The 15,287-nt window shown below is 64.3% G+C and carries 13 protein-coding genes; 7 read left to right on the forward strand and 6 right to left on the reverse strand.

All coding sequences use genetic code 11. The features are described from left to right. Together QTL98_RS20925 and QTL98_RS20930 are read left to right on the forward strand one after the other, a co-directional pair. Positions 1 to 2,241: a xanthine dehydrogenase family protein molybdopterin-binding subunit gene (locus QTL98_RS20925; protein ID WP_445682759.1), complete on the forward strand. Its 2,241-nt coding sequence runs from the start codon at positions 1 to 3 to the stop codon at positions 2,239 to 2,241. Positions 2,242 to 2,334: 93 nt separating this feature from the next. Beyond that, complete coding sequence (locus tag QTL98_RS20930; protein ID WP_445682760.1) at positions 2,335 to 3,654, forward strand: c-type cytochrome; 1,320 nt, start codon at positions 2,335 to 2,337, stop codon at positions 3,652 to 3,654. Positions 3,655 to 3,687: 33 nt separating this feature from the next. Here the strand turns inward: QTL98_RS20930 and QTL98_RS20935 are convergent, their stop codons facing one another. After that, positions 3,688 to 4,320: a nucleotidyltransferase family protein gene (locus tag QTL98_RS20935; protein ID WP_445682761.1), complete on the reverse strand. Its 633-nt coding sequence runs from the start codon at positions 4,318 to 4,320 to the stop codon at positions 3,688 to 3,690. Between the two features lie 12 nt (positions 4,321 to 4,332). Further along, complete coding sequence (locus QTL98_RS20940; protein WP_445682762.1) at positions 4,333 to 6,120, reverse strand: ABC transporter ATP-binding protein; 1,788 nt, start codon at positions 6,118 to 6,120, stop codon at positions 4,333 to 4,335. A 404-nt stretch (positions 6,121 to 6,524) separates the two neighbouring features. Between QTL98_RS20940 and nrdH the strand changes: the two genes are divergently transcribed. Genes nrdH through nrdF form a run of 4 tightly spaced genes read left to right on the forward strand, consistent with a single transcriptional unit; the run spans position 6,525 to position 10,285 of the window. Beyond that, a complete protein-coding gene (nrdH, locus tag QTL98_RS20945) occupies positions 6,525 to 6,749 on the forward strand; it encodes a glutaredoxin-like protein NrdH (RefSeq protein ID WP_445682763.1) in 225 nt (74 codons plus the stop codon). A 5-nt stretch (positions 6,750 to 6,754) separates the two neighbouring features. Continuing rightward, positions 6,755 to 7,195 (forward strand): class Ib ribonucleoside-diphosphate reductase assembly flavoprotein NrdI, encoded by a 441-nt coding sequence (gene nrdI, locus QTL98_RS20950; protein ID WP_445682764.1) that lies wholly within the window; start codon positions 6,755 to 6,757, stop codon positions 7,193 to 7,195. Next, the gene (gene nrdE / locus QTL98_RS20955) at positions 7,162 to 9,303 is read left to right on the forward strand and encodes a class 1b ribonucleoside-diphosphate reductase subunit alpha (protein ID WP_445682896.1); all 2,142 of its coding nucleotides are present in this window, start codon (positions 7,162 to 7,164) and stop codon (positions 9,301 to 9,303) included. The genes nrdI and nrdE overlap by 34 nt, the downstream gene beginning before the upstream one ends. 10 nt (positions 9,304 to 9,313) lie before the next feature. Next, positions 9,314 to 10,285 carry a class 1b ribonucleoside-diphosphate reductase subunit beta gene (gene nrdF, locus QTL98_RS20960; RefSeq protein ID WP_445682765.1) on the forward strand — a complete coding sequence of 324 codons (972 nt, stop codon included), beginning with the start codon at positions 9,314 to 9,316 and terminating at the stop codon, positions 10,283 to 10,285. 58 nt (positions 10,286 to 10,343) lie between these two features. On the opposite strand, the gene QTL98_RS20965 is transcribed toward nrdF, so the two are convergent. Next, positions 10,344 to 11,180, reverse strand: coding sequence for an oxidoreductase (locus QTL98_RS20965; RefSeq protein ID WP_445682766.1), 837 nt, complete (start codon positions 11,178 to 11,180; stop codon positions 10,344 to 10,346). Positions 11,181 to 11,274: 94 nt separating this feature from the next. Between QTL98_RS20965 and QTL98_RS20970 the strand changes: the two genes are divergently transcribed. After that, entirely contained in the window at positions 11,275 to 12,225 is a 951-nt protein-coding gene (locus tag QTL98_RS20970; RefSeq protein WP_445682767.1) for an AraC family transcriptional regulator, read from the forward strand. A gap of 56 nt (positions 12,226 to 12,281) precedes the next feature. Here the strand turns inward: QTL98_RS20970 and QTL98_RS20975 are convergent, their stop codons facing one another. From QTL98_RS20975 to QTL98_RS20985, 3 genes are all read right to left on the reverse strand, one after another. Beyond that, on the reverse strand, positions 12,282 to 13,961 hold the full coding sequence (locus QTL98_RS20975) for a methyl-accepting chemotaxis protein (protein WP_445682768.1): 1,680 nt from the start codon (positions 13,959 to 13,961) through the stop codon (positions 12,282 to 12,284). A gap of 241 nt (positions 13,962 to 14,202) precedes the next feature. Beyond that, positions 14,203 to 14,880 (reverse strand): RES family NAD+ phosphorylase, encoded by a 678-nt coding sequence (locus QTL98_RS20980; protein ID WP_445682769.1) that lies wholly within the window; start codon positions 14,878 to 14,880, stop codon positions 14,203 to 14,205. Next, positions 14,877 to 15,281, reverse strand: coding sequence for an MbcA/ParS/Xre antitoxin family protein (locus QTL98_RS20985; protein WP_445682770.1), 405 nt, complete (start codon positions 15,279 to 15,281; stop codon positions 14,877 to 14,879). Before QTL98_RS20985 ends, QTL98_RS20980 begins: the two co-directional genes overlap by 4 nt. Positions 15,282 to 15,287 lie beyond the last annotated feature (6 nt).

Raw genomic sequence — 15,287 nt, forward strand, 5'->3', positions numbered from 1 at the left:
ATGAACGAGATGGTCAATTTCCTCGCCGGGATGAACGAGGCGGCGACAAGCCGCCCGCTCAACTTCTCCCGCCGCGGTTTCCTCGGTGCCTCGCTGGGCGCGCTGGTGCTGGGTGTGGTGCTGCCGGGCGGCACGGCGCGGGCGCAGGCTGCCGGCGCGGTCAAGCCGGGCACCCGCGTGCCGGCCTTCATTGAAATCCGCAATGACGGCACGGTTTTCTTCCGCAGTCCCTTCATCGAAGGCGGACAGGGCATCTTCACCGCGATGGCGCAGATCGTGGGCGAGGAACTGGATGTCGATCCGCAGAACTTCACGGTGGAATGTGCGCCGGCAGGGCCGGACTACACCATCATGTTCGGCGGCCATATGCGCATTACCGGCGGCAGTTTTTCGGTGCGCTCCAGCTATCCCATCATGCGCAAGCTGGGCGCGGCTGCCCGGCAGATGCTGCTGGAAGTGGCGGCCAAACGTCTTGATGTGCCGATGAGCGAGCTGACGACCGAGCCGGGCGTGGTGATCCATGCCGCAAGCGGCCGGCGTCTCAATTATGGCGATCTGGCCGAAGAGGCGGCAACGCAGCCGGTGCCGGAAGATGCGCCGCTGAAAGCGGATGCCGATTTCCGCTGGATCCGCAAGCCGTTGAAGCGGCTGGATGTGCGTGACAAATCCACCGGCAAGGCGATGTACAGCATCGACCTGAAGGTTGACGGCATGCTGCTGGCGGCCGTGCAGCATGCCCCGCGCCTTGGCTGGGAGTCGGGCAAGATCTTCAATGAAGATCAGGTCAAGGCGATGCGCGGCGTGCATTCCATCCACACCATCCCCGGCGCCGTTGCCGTGGTGGCGGACCGCTGGTGGCACGCCAAACGCGCGGCCGAGGCCCTGCAGGTGGAATGGAAGGAACCGGCGGCGGATGTGACCTATGCCATGCCGGCGGATTTCTCCACCGAGGCCTTCCGTGAGAAACTTGCCGCGACCAGGGGCCCCGGCGTCGATGCCGAGAAGGAAGGCGATGTCGACGGGGCCTTCAAGGCCGCGAACAAGGTGATCGAGGCACAGTATGATGCGCCTTATCTCGCCCATGGCCAGCTGGAGCCGCCTTCCGCCATCGCGCGCTGGAATGAGGATGGCACGCTGGAGATCTGGACACCCAATCAGGCGCCGGAAATGTTCCAGGGCGTGGCGGCCAAGCAGTTCGGCCTGCCGCCGGAAAAGATCCTGATCCACTCGCCGCTGCTGGGTGGCTTCTTTGGCCGGAACTTCACCTATCTCAATGGCGGCATTCCGTTCCCGCAGGCCGCCCTTCTGGCGCAGAAGGTCGGCAAGCCGGTCAAGGTGATCTGGAGCCGCGAGGACGAGTTCCTGCGCGATTATTTCCGCCCGATGGGTCTCGTGCGCTTCCGCGGCGGGCTGGACAAGGACGGCATGCCGGTGGCGCTCACTGCCGATGTGATGGGCGAGGGGCCGACGGAAAGCCTCAACGGCGTCGATCCGAACAAGGTGGACCCCAACGGCGTGGAAGGCATCGTCGAGAAGCCCTATGCCATTCCCAACCGCCATATCGTGCAGATCAAGGTGCCGCATGTGGCCCGGGTGGGTTACTGGCGCTCGGTCGGCCATTCGATGAATGACTTCTTTTATGAGACATTCTTCGACGAGATGGCCGATGCCGGCGGGCATGATCCCTATGAGCTGCGCCACAAGCTGGTGGCCGGCAGTCCGCGCCACCTGAAGCTGCTGGAAACGGTGGCGGAAAGTGCGGGCGGCTGGAAGCGGGGGCCGTTTACGGCCGAGGATGGCTCAAAGCGGGCGCGGGGCGTTTCCATGGCCTCGCCCTTCGGCAGCGAGACGGCGAGCATCGCCGAGGTCTCGATCGAAGGCGGGCAGGTGGTGGTACATGATGTGTGGGTGGCGATTGACCCCGGCAGCATCGTGAACCCGGCGATCATCGAGGCGCAGGTAAAGTCCGCCACCGCGCTCGGCCTCTCCACGGCGCTTCTGGAAGAAGTGGTCTATGAGGGCGGCAAACCGCTGGCCCGCAATTATGACCGCTACCCCATCCTGCCGCTCTCCCGCATGGCACGGGTGCATGTCAGCATCGTGGAAAGCGGGGCGCCGATGGGCGGCGTGGGCGAGCCCGGCCTGCCGGGTGTGCCGCCAGCCGTTGCCAATGCCGTTTCGGTACTGGCCGGCCAGCGCATCCGCCGCCTGCCGCTGTCACGCTCCAGCCTTGGTGTCTGATCCGTTTCTCTCCCAGCGCTCCTTTGCCCTCTGCCCCGCATGTCTGCCGGGGCGGGGGCAAGGGAGCGCCCCTCTTAGCGGGTGGGCAAGATTTTGAAAAAATTTATCGCACGCCTGGCGATCCTTGTGGTGGTCGTCCTTGTCGGCGGGTTCTGGTACGTCCGGCATATTCCTTCATCGCCGTTTGACGGCGCGGGCCAGCCCGAAGCGATGGCAACGCTGGAGCAGGGCGAATATATCGCCCGCGCCTCCGACTGCGTGGCCTGCCACAGCGTGCCGGAGGGCAAGCCCTTTGCCGGCGGGCTGGAGATGGGCACGCCGATGGGCTCCATCTTCGCCACCAACATCACGCCGGACAAGGAAACCGGCATTGGCAACTACACGCTTGCCCAGTTTGACAATGCGGTGCGCCGCGGCGTGGCGGCGGACGGGCACCGGCTTTATCCGGCCATGCCCTATCCCAGCTATGCCAAGCTCAGCGATGATGATGTGAAGGCGCTTTATGACTACTTCATGCATCACGTCGAGCCAGTGAAACAGGCCAACAAGCCCACCACCATCAAGTGGCCGCTGAACCAGCGCTGGCCGCTCGCCTTCTGGAACGTGGCATTTTATGAGAGCGGCACCTACAAGGCGGACAGCTCGAAGGATGAGCTGTGGAACCGCGGCGCCTATCTGGTGCAGGGGCCCGGCCATTGCGGCAGCTGCCATACGCCGCGCGGGCCGGCGATGGAAGAAAAGGCGCTGACCGAGGCCGACAATGCCTATCTCTCCGGCGCGCTGCTGGATGGCTGGTATGCCCCCAGCCTGCGCGGCGACCATAATCGCGGCCTCGGGCGCTGGAGCGAGGAGGATATCGCAACTTTCCTCAAGACCGGCCGTAACCAGCATGGCGTGGTGTTCGGCTCGATGGTCGATGCCTTCAACAACTCCACCCAGTACATGAGCGACAATGATCTGAAGGCTATCGCGCATTACCTCAAATCCCTGCCCGGCAATGACGGCGACGGCACGCCGTGGGAATATCATGAGGTCAGCGTTGCCATGGTCCGCCCGGGCGAGCAGAGCTTCATGGCCAATTGCAGTTTCTGCCACGGGCGGGACGGCAAGGGCCGGGATGAGTGGATACCGCCGCTCGCCGGCACCACCTCCATGCTCTCCAGCTATGATGAGTCCGCCATCAATGTGGTGCTCAACGGCTCGGGCCGTGTGGTTGCCTCCGGCATTCCGGACGCCTACCGCATGCCGTCCTTCCGCGACAAGCTCTCGGACCAGCAGATCGCCGATGTGCTGAGCTTTGTGCGCTCGTCCTGGGGCAATAACGGCCCGGCGGTGACGGTGGATGACGTCAAGGCGCTGCGCGAGCACACCCATCCGGCCAGCCCGCAGCCCATCATTCTGCAAATGCGCTGACGGCCTGCGCTGGGCGTTATTTCCCGGTGGGGCTCAGGCCCCGCCGGGAAGCTGCCCACCGGCGGCGATAATCGCCTCTACCGTATCGACATCCAGCGCCCCGGCCTCGCCGATCTCGACCGGCAGGACGGGTAGCCCTGCGGCCTCTATGAGGCTGCGGGCACCGCTGTCGCCCTCAAGCCTTTGCAGGCCGGCAAACAGGGCGCGCGGAAACATCACCGGATTGCCGCGAACGCCCTTTGCTGTTGCCCGCACGATGGCCTCGCCGCCGGCAGCCGCGAAGGCATCCGCCAGCGCTGCGATGTGGCCGGCAGTCACAAGCGGCATATCCGCCAGATGGATCATCAGCCCGGTGGCTGTGGCGGGGACAGCCCGCGCGGCGGCGGCGATGGAACTTGCCATGCCCCCCGCATAATCCGGGTTAAACACCAGCGTTACGTCCAGCCCGGCGAGTGCCGCGCGAATTTCCTCTGCCTGATAACCGGTCACCACCAGCACCGGCCCGGTTGCCGCCGCCAGCGCCTGTACGGCAGCCCGGCGCACCAGAGGCTGGCCACCGAACTCGGCCAGCAGCTTGTTATGCGGGCCGGCGCGGGTGGAGCGGCCGGCGGCGAGCAGGGCAATGGCGATTTCGGGGGCAATTCCGGGCGCCGGGCGGGGGGACATGCGGGACGCTCCTTAACTTTCTGCCATGCCGAGAGCGCCAAGCCGCTGCGGCACGGCGCGGGCGACCTCCTGCCAGGTGCCGGCGGCGATCAGGCTGCCTGCCTCCAGGACCAGCACATGGTCGGCATGCCGCACCGTGCTCGGCCGGTGGGCGATGACAAGCACGGTGGTACGCCCGGCAAGACCGGCGAGGGTGGCGGCAACCAGCGCTTCCGTCTCGCCATCCAGCGAGGCGGTGGCCTCGTCCAGCACCAGCAATGCCGGCTCCCGCAGCAGGGCCCGGGCCAGCACCAGCCGCTGCCGTTCGCCGCCGGAAAGGCGCACGCCACGATCGCCGATAACCGTCTCCAGCCCTTGCGGCAGGGCGCGCACCACGCCGGCCAGGGCCGCCGCTTCCAGCGTGCGCCAGAGAGCGGCATCGTCGGCCTCCGGCCGGGCGAGGCGCAGATTGGCGGCAACGGTGTCGTGAAAGACGAAGGGGTCCTGCGGCACCACGGCAACCTGACGGCGCCAGGAGTGCCGCAACTCCGCCGAAAGCTCGGTATCGTCAATCAGTACGCGGCCGGCATCGGGGCTGAGCAGGCCGGAGATCAGATCGGCCAGGGTGGATTTGCCGGCCCCCGACGGACCGATGAGGGCGGTTGTGCGGCCGGCCGGCAACACGGCATCGAGCGCCTCCAGTGCGGCGGGGGCTTCGTCCCCGTCATGGCGCACCGCTACCCCTGAAAGGGTGATGGCCCGGCTGAGGGGGAGAGGGGTTGCGCCGGGGCCGGCGTGCTGCTCCGCGCCGCTGCGGCAGAGGGAGAGGGTCTCCTCATAGGAGGAAAGGGCTGCCACGGCGCCGGTCAACTGGCGCCAGGCGACAAGGGCCTTGAGCGCAGTTTGCAGCAGCCTTGCATAGGCGACTACCAGCACCAGGGCCTCGGCCATCGGCAGCCTGAGCACGGTTACCGCAAGGCCGAGCACGGCGGCGGCGGCAACAGCCGCCGCCATCTGCAATAGCGCCTGCTCCCGGGCCCGTGTGCGCTGGTAGCCCAGCATATTGTGCCGGACATCGCGGAAGCGGCCGGCAATGATGGCGGCACGGCTCTCCTCGGCGCCGAAGGCCTTGATGCCGCGCAGGCCGGCCAGATCGTCGGCAAGGTCGGCCATCGTCGCGCGGTTGGCGGCGCCCAGTTCCCGGCCAAGGCGGTAGCCGCGCGCTCCCAGATGGCGGGTGAGCATCATGACGATGGCGCTGACGCCGAGGGCGGCGAGGGTCAGCGGCCAGGAAAGCCACAGCGTGGCGGCCAGTACAAAGGGCAGGGTGATCAGGGCGGCGGCCAGCTGGAACAGCATGGTGACGGCAAGGCCGATGCGGGCAACCTCTCCCATGACCGTCTGTTGCAGCTCGGCGGCGCGCAGGCGGCGAAAGGCCCGCCATTCCATGGCAAGGATGGCGCGGTGCAGGTCTGCGCGCAGCCGGTCGAGAAAGTCAAGTTGCAGCGACTGGCTGCTGACCGTACGGCCTTGCACCACCAGCGCGGCAAAGATGGCCAGCAGCACGTAGCCGCCGAGGGCAAACACAAGTTCTGGTGTACCGGTTTGCCCGGCGGCAGGTGTGGAGCCGACGCCGAGCAGCTTCAGCACCGGTACCAGCGCCAGAACGCCGGCACCTTCCACAAGGCCGCCCAGGGTGGTGAGGCCAAGGACGGCAAGGAATCGCCGCCGTCCCATGCCGGCAAGGGCGCGGACCAGACGACGGCTTGCCGCAAGGGCGCCGGCTTGGCCGGAAACGGGGATTTCTGCGCTTGTGCTCATGAAGGCCGATCAGCCTATGGGTTGGGGCGGGTGTCAAGATTTGTGGTGTGAAAGCGCATGTTGTGCGGAACACACCACGGACATTTTGCCTGGTCTCCGGCGGAAAAATCCTCGTCCTCCGCAGTTTTCTGCGGCCTTCGGGCCGGTTCTCCTCCGCGCGCCTATGATTTGTGCCAGCCACTAGATGTTGACAGGGCAGGTCATCTGAGGCCTACTGATGGTGTTCAGATTGTCCGGACCGGTCCGGGGAAAGACGGGGCGCAACTGGCGGGGAGCCAGGTGCCCGGTCGGGGCCGGTGAGGATAATCGGGACGCGAGAATGAACTTCGCGCCGGCGGCGGAAAAGGGTGCCCTGATAAGGTGCCAGTCCGCGATCCGGCCGCCTAAAGAGCGGGGCAACAAGAATGACCATCACCGTTTATTCCAAACCCTCCTGTGTCCAGTGCACGGCAACCACCCGCGCGCTTGATGCGCGTGGTCTTCCCTATGAGGTTGTCGACCTCACCGAAGATGCCAATGCGATGGCCGCCGTTATGGCGATGGGATACCGGCAGGCGCCGGTGGTGGTTGCGGGCGAGGCCCACTGGGCCGGCTTCCGCCCCGATATGATCGGCCAGCTGGCCAGCTGAATGCCATGGGCCGGCTGATCTATTATTCGTCGGCCTCGGGTAACACGGCACGCTTCATTGAAAAGCTGGGGTTGCCGGCGCAAAGGATCCCGATTTCTCCGGAGGCGGAAATGCCCGTCCCGGAGGGTCCCTTCGTGCTGGTGACCCCGAGTTATGCAGATGGCCTTGGCCGCGGGGCCGTGGCCAAGCAGGTTATCCGTTTCCTTAACGATCCCGAACGGCGCGGGCTTCTGCGCGGCGTGATTGCGAGTGGAAACCGGAATTTCGGCAGCCTCTACGCCTGTGCAGGCGGGTTGGTCGCCACCAAATGTAATGTGCCGGTTCTCTATCGTTTTGAGCTGGCCGGAACCGAAACCGATATCGACCGCGTGCGCGCGGGGCTTGCAAAATTCTGGGGGACCGAATGCTCGACATGCACGCAGATGGAGCAACTGACGCCAGCGTGAAGTCCACACTCGACTATCACGCGCTCAATGCCATGCTGAACCTCTATGACGATGCCGGGCGCATCCGTTTCGAGGCGGACCGCATGGCGGCGCGGCAGTACTTCCTGCAGCACGTCAACCAGAACACGGTGTTCTTCCACAGCCTCGACGAGAAGCTGCGCTACCTGCTTGAAGAGGGCTATTACGAGCCCGAGGTGCTGGAGCAGTATGACCGCGAGTTCATCCACCGCATCTGGGACGCCGCCTTCGCGCGCAAGTTCCGCTTCCCGACCTTCCTCGGTGCCTTCAAGTACTACACCTCCTACACGCTGAAGACGCGTGACGGTCAGCGCTTCCTTGAGCGTTATGAAGACCGCGTGGTGATGGTGGCGCTGACGCTGGCGCGCGGCGACAAGGATTTCGCCATGCGCCTCATGGACGAAATTCTCTCCGGCCGCTTCCAGCCGGCAACGCCCACCTTCCTCAATGCCGGCAAGAAGAGCCGCGGCGAGCTGATCTCCTGCTTCCTCCTGCGCGTGGAAGACAACATGGAGTCCATCGGCCGCTCGATCAATTCGGCGCTGCAGCTGAGCAAGCGCGGCGGCGGCGTGGCGCTGATGCTCACCAACATCCGCGAGGCCGGCGCCCCCATCAAGGGCATCGAAAACCAGTCCTCCGGTGTCATCCCGGTGATGAAACTGCTGGAAGACAGCTTCAGCTATGCCAACCAGCTGGGTTCGCGCCAGGGCGCCGGTGCGGTTTATCTGAACGCCCACCACCCGGACATCCTGCGTTTCCTCGACACCAAGCGCGAGAATGCGGATGAGAAGATCCGCATCAAGACGCTGAGCCTCGGTGTCGTCATTCCCGACATAACCTTCGAGCTCGCCAAGCGTAACGAGGAGATGTACCTCTTCTCGCCGCATGATGTGGAGCGCGTCTACGGCATTCCGTTCTCGGAGATTTCCGTTACCGAGAAATATGCCGAGATGGTGGATGACAAGCGCATCCGCAAGAAGAAGATCAACGCCCGCGCCTTCTTCCAGACGCTGGCCGAAATCCAGTTTGAATCCGGCTACCCCTACATCATGTTCGAAGACACGGTGAACCGCGCCAACCCGGTCGAGGGGCGCATCACCATGTCCAATCTCTGCTCCGAGATCCTGCAGGTCGCCGAAGCCTCAACCTTCAATGAGGACCTGAGCTACAAGCATCTCGGCACCGATATCTCGTGCAATCTCGGCTCGCTCAACATCGCGGCCACCATGGACGGCCCGAATTTCGGCGCCACCATCGAAACTTCGGTGCGTGCGCTGACCGCCGTTTCCGAAGCCAGCGCGATTGATGCCGTGCCCTCCATCCGCCGAGGCAATGACGAGGCGCATGCCGTCGGCCTTGGCCAGATGAACCTGCATGGTTATCTCGCCCGCGAGCGCATCCATTACGGCAGCCCGGAAGGTGTCGAATTCACCTCCGTCTATTTCGCCGCCGTTACCTATCATGCCATCCGCGCTTCCAACCTGCTGGCCAAGGAACGCGGGCAGACCTTCAAGGGCTTTGCCGCCTCGAAGTACGCTGACGGCAGCTATTTCGAGAAATATGTGAGCCGCGACTGGCTGCCGGAAAATCCGCGCGTCAAGGCGCTGTTCTCCGCCATCGAGCTGCCGACCCGCGAGGACTGGGCCGACCTGCGCGACCAGGTGATGAAGCACGGGCTTTATAACCGCAATCTCCAGGCGGTGCCGCCCACCGGCTCGATCAGCTACATCAACAACTCCACCTCCTCGATCCATCCGATCGTCTCCAAGATCGAGATCCGCAAGGAAGGCAAGATCGGCCGCGTCTATTATCCGGCCGCCTTCATGACCAACGACAATCTCGAATATTACCGCGACGCCTACGAGATCGGCCCCGAGGCCATCATCGACACCTATGCGGCAGCCACCGAGCATGTCGACCAGGGCCTGTCGCTGACCCTGTTCTTCCCGGCCGAGGCCACGACGCGCGACATCAACCGCGCGCAGATCTACGCCTGGAAGAAGGGCATCAAGACCATCTATTACATCCGCCTGCGCCAGACCGCCCTTGAGGGCACCGAGGTCCAGGGCTGCGTTTCCTGCACGCTGTGAGGCTTTTGAGATGAACCACATGACCCTCAAGACGCCGCTGCGCGCCATCAACTGGAACCGCCTGCAGGATGAAAAGGACCTCGAGGTCTGGAACCGCCTGACGGTCAATTTCTGGCTGCCGGAAAAGGTGCCGTTGTCGAATGACGTGCAGAGCTGGGCAACGCTGACGCCGGCCGAGCGTGAGCTCACCATCCGCGTCTTCACCGGCCTGACGCTGCTCGACACCATCCAGAACACGGTGGGTGCGCCGGCGCTGATGGGCGATGCCCGTACCCCGCATGAAGAAGCTGTGCTTTCCAACGTCGCCTTCATGGAAGCGGTGCATGCCCGCTCCTATTCCTCCATCTTCTCGACGCTGTGCTCGACGCCGGAAGTGGATGCCGCATTCCGCTGGTCGGAAGAAAACCAGCATCTCCAGGCCAAGGCCCGTCTCATCCTGCATGAGTACAATGCCGGCGCCGACCCGCTGAAGCGCAAGATCGCCAGCGTGTTTCTGGAGAGCTTCCTGTTCTATTCCGGCTTCTATCTGCCGATGTACTGGTCGAGCCGCGCCAAGCTCACCAACACCGCCGACCTTATCCGCCTCATCATCCGCGACGAGGCCGTGCATGGTTATTACATCGGCTACAAGTTCCAGCGCGGCCTTGAGGTGCTGCCGGAGAGCGAGCGCGCCAAGCTGAAGGACTTTGCCTTCGCGCTGCTGTTCGATCTCTATGAGGTGGAAGCCAAATACACCGCCGAGCTTTATGACGGCATTGGCCTGACCGAAGACGTGAAGAACTTCCTCCACTACAACGCCAACAAGGCGCTGCAGAACCTGGGTTATGAAGCGCTCTTCCCGCCGCAGGCCTGCGAAGTGAACCCGGCGATCCTCGCCGCCCTGTCGCCGGACAGCGAGAACCACGACTTCTTCTCCGGCTCGGGCTCCTCCTACGTCATCGGCAAGGCCGTGGCGACCGAGGATGATGACTGGAATTTCTGATCCCTTCCTGTGAGGGCCAGATAAAAACCGGCGCGGAGATTTCCGCGCCGGTTTTGTTTCAGCCGTCGGTCGAGAGGGTGACTGCCTCCCAGGCGCCGATCTCCTGCACCAGTGCCGTGAGCTCTGACTTCACCAGGCCGAGCGCATCGCTGCCAAGCAGCAGGTGTGCGGGCGGTTTGTCTGCCGCGATGGCGGTGAGCATCGCGCGGGCGGCCTTGCGGGGATCGCCGAGCTGTTTGCCGCTTTTTTTCTCCCGGGCCTGGCGGATGGGGTCGAAGAGGGCGTCATAGTCGCCGATCGAACGGGCGGAGCGGACCATGGAGCGGCCGGCCCAGTCGGTGCGGAAGGAGCCGGGGGCCACGGCGGTAACGGCGATGCCAAAGGGCGCCACTTCCTTGCCGAGCGCTTCGGAAATGCCCTCCAGCGCGAACTTGCTGCCGCAATAATAGGAGATGCCGGGCATGGTGATATACCCGCCCATCGAGGTGATGTTGAGGATATGGCCGCGCCGGCGCGCCCGCATGAAGGGCAGCACCGCCTTGATCATGGCGACCGCGCCGAAGACATTGACGTCAAACTGCCGGCGCATCTCCGAGAGCGGGGATTCCTCCAGAATGCCCTCATGGCCATAACCGGCATTGTTTACCAGCACGTCGACGGGCCCGACCGTCTGTTCGACCTCCGCCACCACGCCGTCGATGGCGTCAAAATCGGTTACGTCCAGAAGGCGGGCGATAGCAGCGCCGGTGGACGACAAGGCCTCGAACGTTGCTTTTGCGTCGGCGCTCCTGACCGTGCCGACAACCCTGTGGCCATCGGCCAGAGCCTCCTCTGCCAACGCACGACCGAAGCCGCTGCTGACGCCGGTGATGAGAAGAATTTTGCTGGAACTCATGAATCTGTCTCCCGGATGCGGTTCATGAGGTGCACAATGATATCGTCATGAACTCCGGATAAGCCGAGTTTGGCTGATTTTATTGCCTAAAACTATGAACACTGTTGTCCCGCCTTCCGGCGATCGGGAGCGCCTGCTGTCAGCGCTCCGCAGGCTGGCGCCGGACGAGGGCTATAACCTGACGGCACTGGCAAGCGTGCGCATCCTGCGCTCCGACCGGGCGCTGTCGCGCACCCCGGTTCTCTATGATCCCGGCATCGTGATCGTCTGCCAGGGGCGCAAGCGGGGTTATTTCGGCGGCGCGCTTTATCTCTATGACGCGCAGCATTATCTGGCGGTCTCGGTGCCGGTACCCTTCAGCATGGAAACCGATGCAACACCCGACGAGCCTTTGCTGGCGCTCTATCTGCATCTCGATTTTGTTCTGGCCGCCGGGCTTGCTGCCGAGATCGATGCGGCGGGCGCGCCGATGCCGGTAGCGGCGCCGCAAAGCATGATGTCGACGCCGATGGATGAGGTGATGCAGGCAAGCGTGCTGCGTCTCGTCGAAGCACTCTCCCACCCGCTGGAAGCGGTCGTGCTCGGCCCGGCGTTATTGCGGGAACTCTATTTCCGGGTGCTGACGGGGCCGCAGGGTGCGGCGATGCGGGAAGCGCTGGCGATGCGCGGGCAGTTTGGCCGGATTAGCCGGGCGCTGCGACTCATCCATGCCCGCTATGCGGAGGCCCTCGACGTGGGCGGACTGGCCGGGGAGGCGGGCATGAGCGTGCCGAGTTTCCACAGCCATTTCAAAACCGTCACTGGCGTCTCGCCGATGCAGTATCTGAAGTCTACCCGCCTGCATCAGGCCCGGCTGCTGATGGTGCGGCAGGACCTGACGGCGGAAGCGGCGAGCCTTGCGGTGGGCTATAGCAGCCCGTCCCAGTTCAGCCGGGAGTTCAAACGGCTTTTCGGACTGACGCCGGCCGCGGAAACGCGCCGCATGCGAGAGAGTTTCGCGCTTCCCCCGCCATTCGAGGGCGCGGTTTACGTGTCGTCACATTGAGACAGTAGACCAGTGACCGGTGGGGAGGCTGTCGCGCCGGTCACTGGTTTCCTGTGTCAGGCGGCCTTGATGCCGGCAATGAAGCGCTCGACCTGCGTCTTCATGATTTCGGCCTGTTTGGCCAGCTCTGCCGAGGCCCCCTGCATCTGGGTAGCGGCAGCGCCGGTCTGCTGCGAGGCCTCGTTCACCTGCACGATGTTGGACGAGACTTCCTGCGTGCCGGCTGCGGCCTGCTGGACATTGCGGGAGATCTCCTGGGTTGCGGCCCCTTGTTCCTCGACCGCCGCCGCGATGGTGGAGGTAATCTCGTCGATGCGGCCGATCACGCCCGCAATCTGCTCGATGGACCCCACCGTCTCGCCGGTTGCCTGCTGGATGCTGCCGATCTGGGCGGCGATTTCTTCGGTGGCCCTGGCGGTCTGGGTGGCGAGGTTTTTTACTTCGCTCGCCACGACGGCAAAGCCCTTGCCGGCTTCGCCGGCGCGCGCGGCCTCGATGGTGGCATTGAGAGCGAGCAGATTGGTCTGGCCGGCGATTTCGGTGATCAGGCTGACAACGGCGCCAATGCGCTGTGCGGCATCGGCGAGCACCTTGACCAACTGGCCGGAGCGCTCCGCCTGATTGACGGCGTCACCGGTGATACGGCTGGATTCCGTCACCTGGCGGGTGATTTCGCTGACGGAAGAGGCGAGCTCCTCGGCCGCGCTGGCAACCGTCTGCACATTGGCGGAGGCCTGCTCGGAAGCGCTGGCCACTGCACCGGCCTGGCGCGCGGTTTCTTCTGCGGTGGAGGACATGCTGGTGGCGGTTGACTGCATTTCGGTCGCGGCTGCGGCCACGGTCTTTACGACTGCCGAGGCCTCGCGGTCGAAGGTGCTGGTCAACTCGTCGATGACCTTGGCGCGGCGGGCGCGGGCTTCCTGCTCGGCGGCCTGCTGGGTGGCAAGGCGCTCCGCCTCGATGGCCGTATCCTTGAAGACCTGCAGGGCCTTGGCCATGCCGCCGATCTCATCCCCGCGCCCGGTGCCGACAACCTCAATCGTCTTGTCGCCCTGGCCGAGGCGGGTCATGGCGCCCGTCATGGCGGTGATGGGAACGGAAACGCTGCGCACCAGCAGCCAGGCGACGGCGAGCACGGCACCAAGCGTGATTACGATGACGGCAACGATGAGGTTGCGCGAGAAGGCGTACAGCGCATCGCCCTCGTTGCTGGCGTCCTGGCCGCCCTTGGTATTGAGATCCACCAGTTGCTGCAGCGTATCGCCGGCCTGATCGTAGACTTCCCGCGATTTGCCATCCAGCAGGTTGCGCGCCTCTTCATTCTGGTTCTTGCGCGACAGCTCCATCACCTGCTTGCGGATGTCCTGGTACTGGCTCCAGAGCGATGAAAACTTGTTATAGATCGCCCGCTCCTCGTCCGAGCTTATCAGGGCTTCATATTTGGCACGCAAGGCGACGATGTCTGCGGCCGTCGCCTCCATGTTCTTTTCCTGCCGGGCCATGCCTTCTTCGGTCGTCTGCAGGACATGCATTTCTTCGGCGATGCGCTGGTCCGAGGCGGCGCTGTTGATGCGGCCGATGGCATCGATGCTCGGCATCCAGTTGACCGCCATCTCGGTCGAGGTCTGGTTGACCTGGCTCAGCTGGAAAATGGCAAAGCCACCCATTGCCGCCATGAGGATCAGCAACACGCCGAAGGCGCCGGTTATCTTTGTTCTGATGGTGAGATTGTTCATCGGTAAGAGCCCCGAACGAGGTGCATTGGCGCGTCGCCACAAAGCCCCTGCCGATGTCAAAATCGCAGGGGAACGGTCGGGAGCATAGCGGCGCACCGAAGGCAGGACCCTATGGCATTATGGTATATGATGCTTTGGCATAGGTGCGCGTGAGCCCCACTGTCGTTCGATGTAGGGCAGTCCGGACATAGGGCAATACTCACGAAGCTGTAGGCGGCGGCGTTAAGGTCGCTTTCTTCCGTCAAACTTCCCGCTTTTCATAAACCGCCCCGATGCGCTGCCCGTCCCAGACGTAACAGAGGTGGCGTTCCTGCCGGGCGCCCGAGAGCAGGGGAGGGCGGAAGACGGCGACGCAGTCGCCGCCCGGCCGCCGCACGCTATGATAGGCAATGCCGTTGGAGCCATCCCGGCGCAGCCTTCGGGCGAGCTGCTGCCCGGCGGCATAATCCTGCGGATCGTGGCAGGCGGCATAGTCCGGCCGGTGGCCGCGGATATCGTGCAACTCGCCTTCCAGATCGGCGAGGTAAACACGCATGTCGATCTCGAGGCGGGGCTGCTGTGTGGCCCTGAGGAAAGCCTCACGGTGAAAGCGGGTTTCGGCAATCGCCGTATCCAGATCGCCGGCGGCGTAGAACACGCCATAACTGCCATCGGAAAACCGGCTGCCGGACGGGTTCGGATGGGTAAAGGCCGCCATGATGATGCTGGTGCCGGGACCGCTCACCCGGTCTTCGGGCGGCACAAGGCTGATGGTGCCGACCTCATCACGAAGGCGCGGGTTGGTGAGGCTTTCCAGCGCGATGACTGCTTCCAAATCCTCCGGCGCCGCAATTCGTTCGAACAGGTCGATGGGCGGAAAACGGCTGGGGATGATGCGCCAGGCCGGGCGCCAGACGATGTGCGAGAGCGGCGGGGTCACGCCCAGCCGCCGCGCTCGGCGTCCAGATACTGGCGGACCACGAAGAGGTCGGCCACCTGACCCGAAAGCATGCGCTCCAGTGCCGGGCGACCGCCGAAAAGCGGGGCTGTGTTGGGTTTGTGCACCCAGTCATCCGCCGCCTTTTCTTCCGGCAGCAGGATCTGCAGCGCCTTGTAGATGCCGAGCAGGTAGGAGATGCGCTCCAGCGTATCCTTGGGAAGGCTTGCCGCTTCGCCTTTCTTCCACTTGAAGAAGGTGGAGCGCGCGGTAATGCCCAGCAGCACCATCTGCTCCTCCACCGTCAGCCGCCACAGCTCGGCAATGCGGAAGAAACTGCGCAGCGCCGGGCCGGAGAGACTGCGGCGGTCAGCAGAAGGGGCGGGGGATGCGGTAACGGCCATGGGGCA

The organism is Radicibacter daui (assembly GCA_030657355.1).
Taxonomy (GTDB): domain Bacteria; phylum Pseudomonadota; class Alphaproteobacteria; order Radicibacterales; family Radicibacteraceae; genus Radicibacter; species Radicibacter daui.

Bases quoted from the DNA above. Each gene is read 5' to 3' on its own strand.
- QTL98_RS20925 (WP_445682759.1), top strand. From the start codon at position 1: ATGAACGAGATGGTCAATTTCCTCGCCGGGATGAACGAGGCGGCGACA.
- QTL98_RS20935 (WP_445682761.1), bottom strand. From the start codon at position 4,320: ATGTCCCCCCGCCCGGCGCCCGGAATTGCCCCCGAAATCGCCATTGCC.
- QTL98_RS20940 (WP_445682762.1), bottom strand. From the start codon at position 6,120: ATGAGCACAAGCGCAGAAATCCCCGTTTCCGGCCAAGCCGGCGCCCTT.
- nrdH (WP_445682763.1), top strand. From the start codon at position 6,525: ATGACCATCACCGTTTATTCCAAACCCTCCTGTGTCCAGTGCACGGCA.
- nrdI (WP_445682764.1), top strand. From the start codon at position 6,755: ATGGGCCGGCTGATCTATTATTCGTCGGCCTCGGGTAACACGGCACGC.
- nrdE (WP_445682896.1), top strand. From the start codon at position 7,162: ATGCACGCAGATGGAGCAACTGACGCCAGCGTGAAGTCCACACTCGAC.
- nrdF (WP_445682765.1), top strand. From the start codon at position 9,314: ATGAACCACATGACCCTCAAGACGCCGCTGCGCGCCATCAACTGGAAC.
- QTL98_RS20965 (WP_445682766.1), bottom strand. From the start codon at position 11,180: ATGAGTTCCAGCAAAATTCTTCTCATCACCGGCGTCAGCAGCGGCTTC.
- QTL98_RS20970 (WP_445682767.1), top strand. From the start codon at position 11,275: ATGAACACTGTTGTCCCGCCTTCCGGCGATCGGGAGCGCCTGCTGTCA.
- QTL98_RS20975 (WP_445682768.1), bottom strand. From the start codon at position 13,961: ATGAACAATCTCACCATCAGAACAAAGATAACCGGCGCCTTCGGCGTG.
- QTL98_RS20985 (WP_445682770.1), bottom strand. From the start codon at position 15,281: ATGGCCGTTACCGCATCCCCCGCCCCTTCTGCTGACCGCCGCAGTCTC.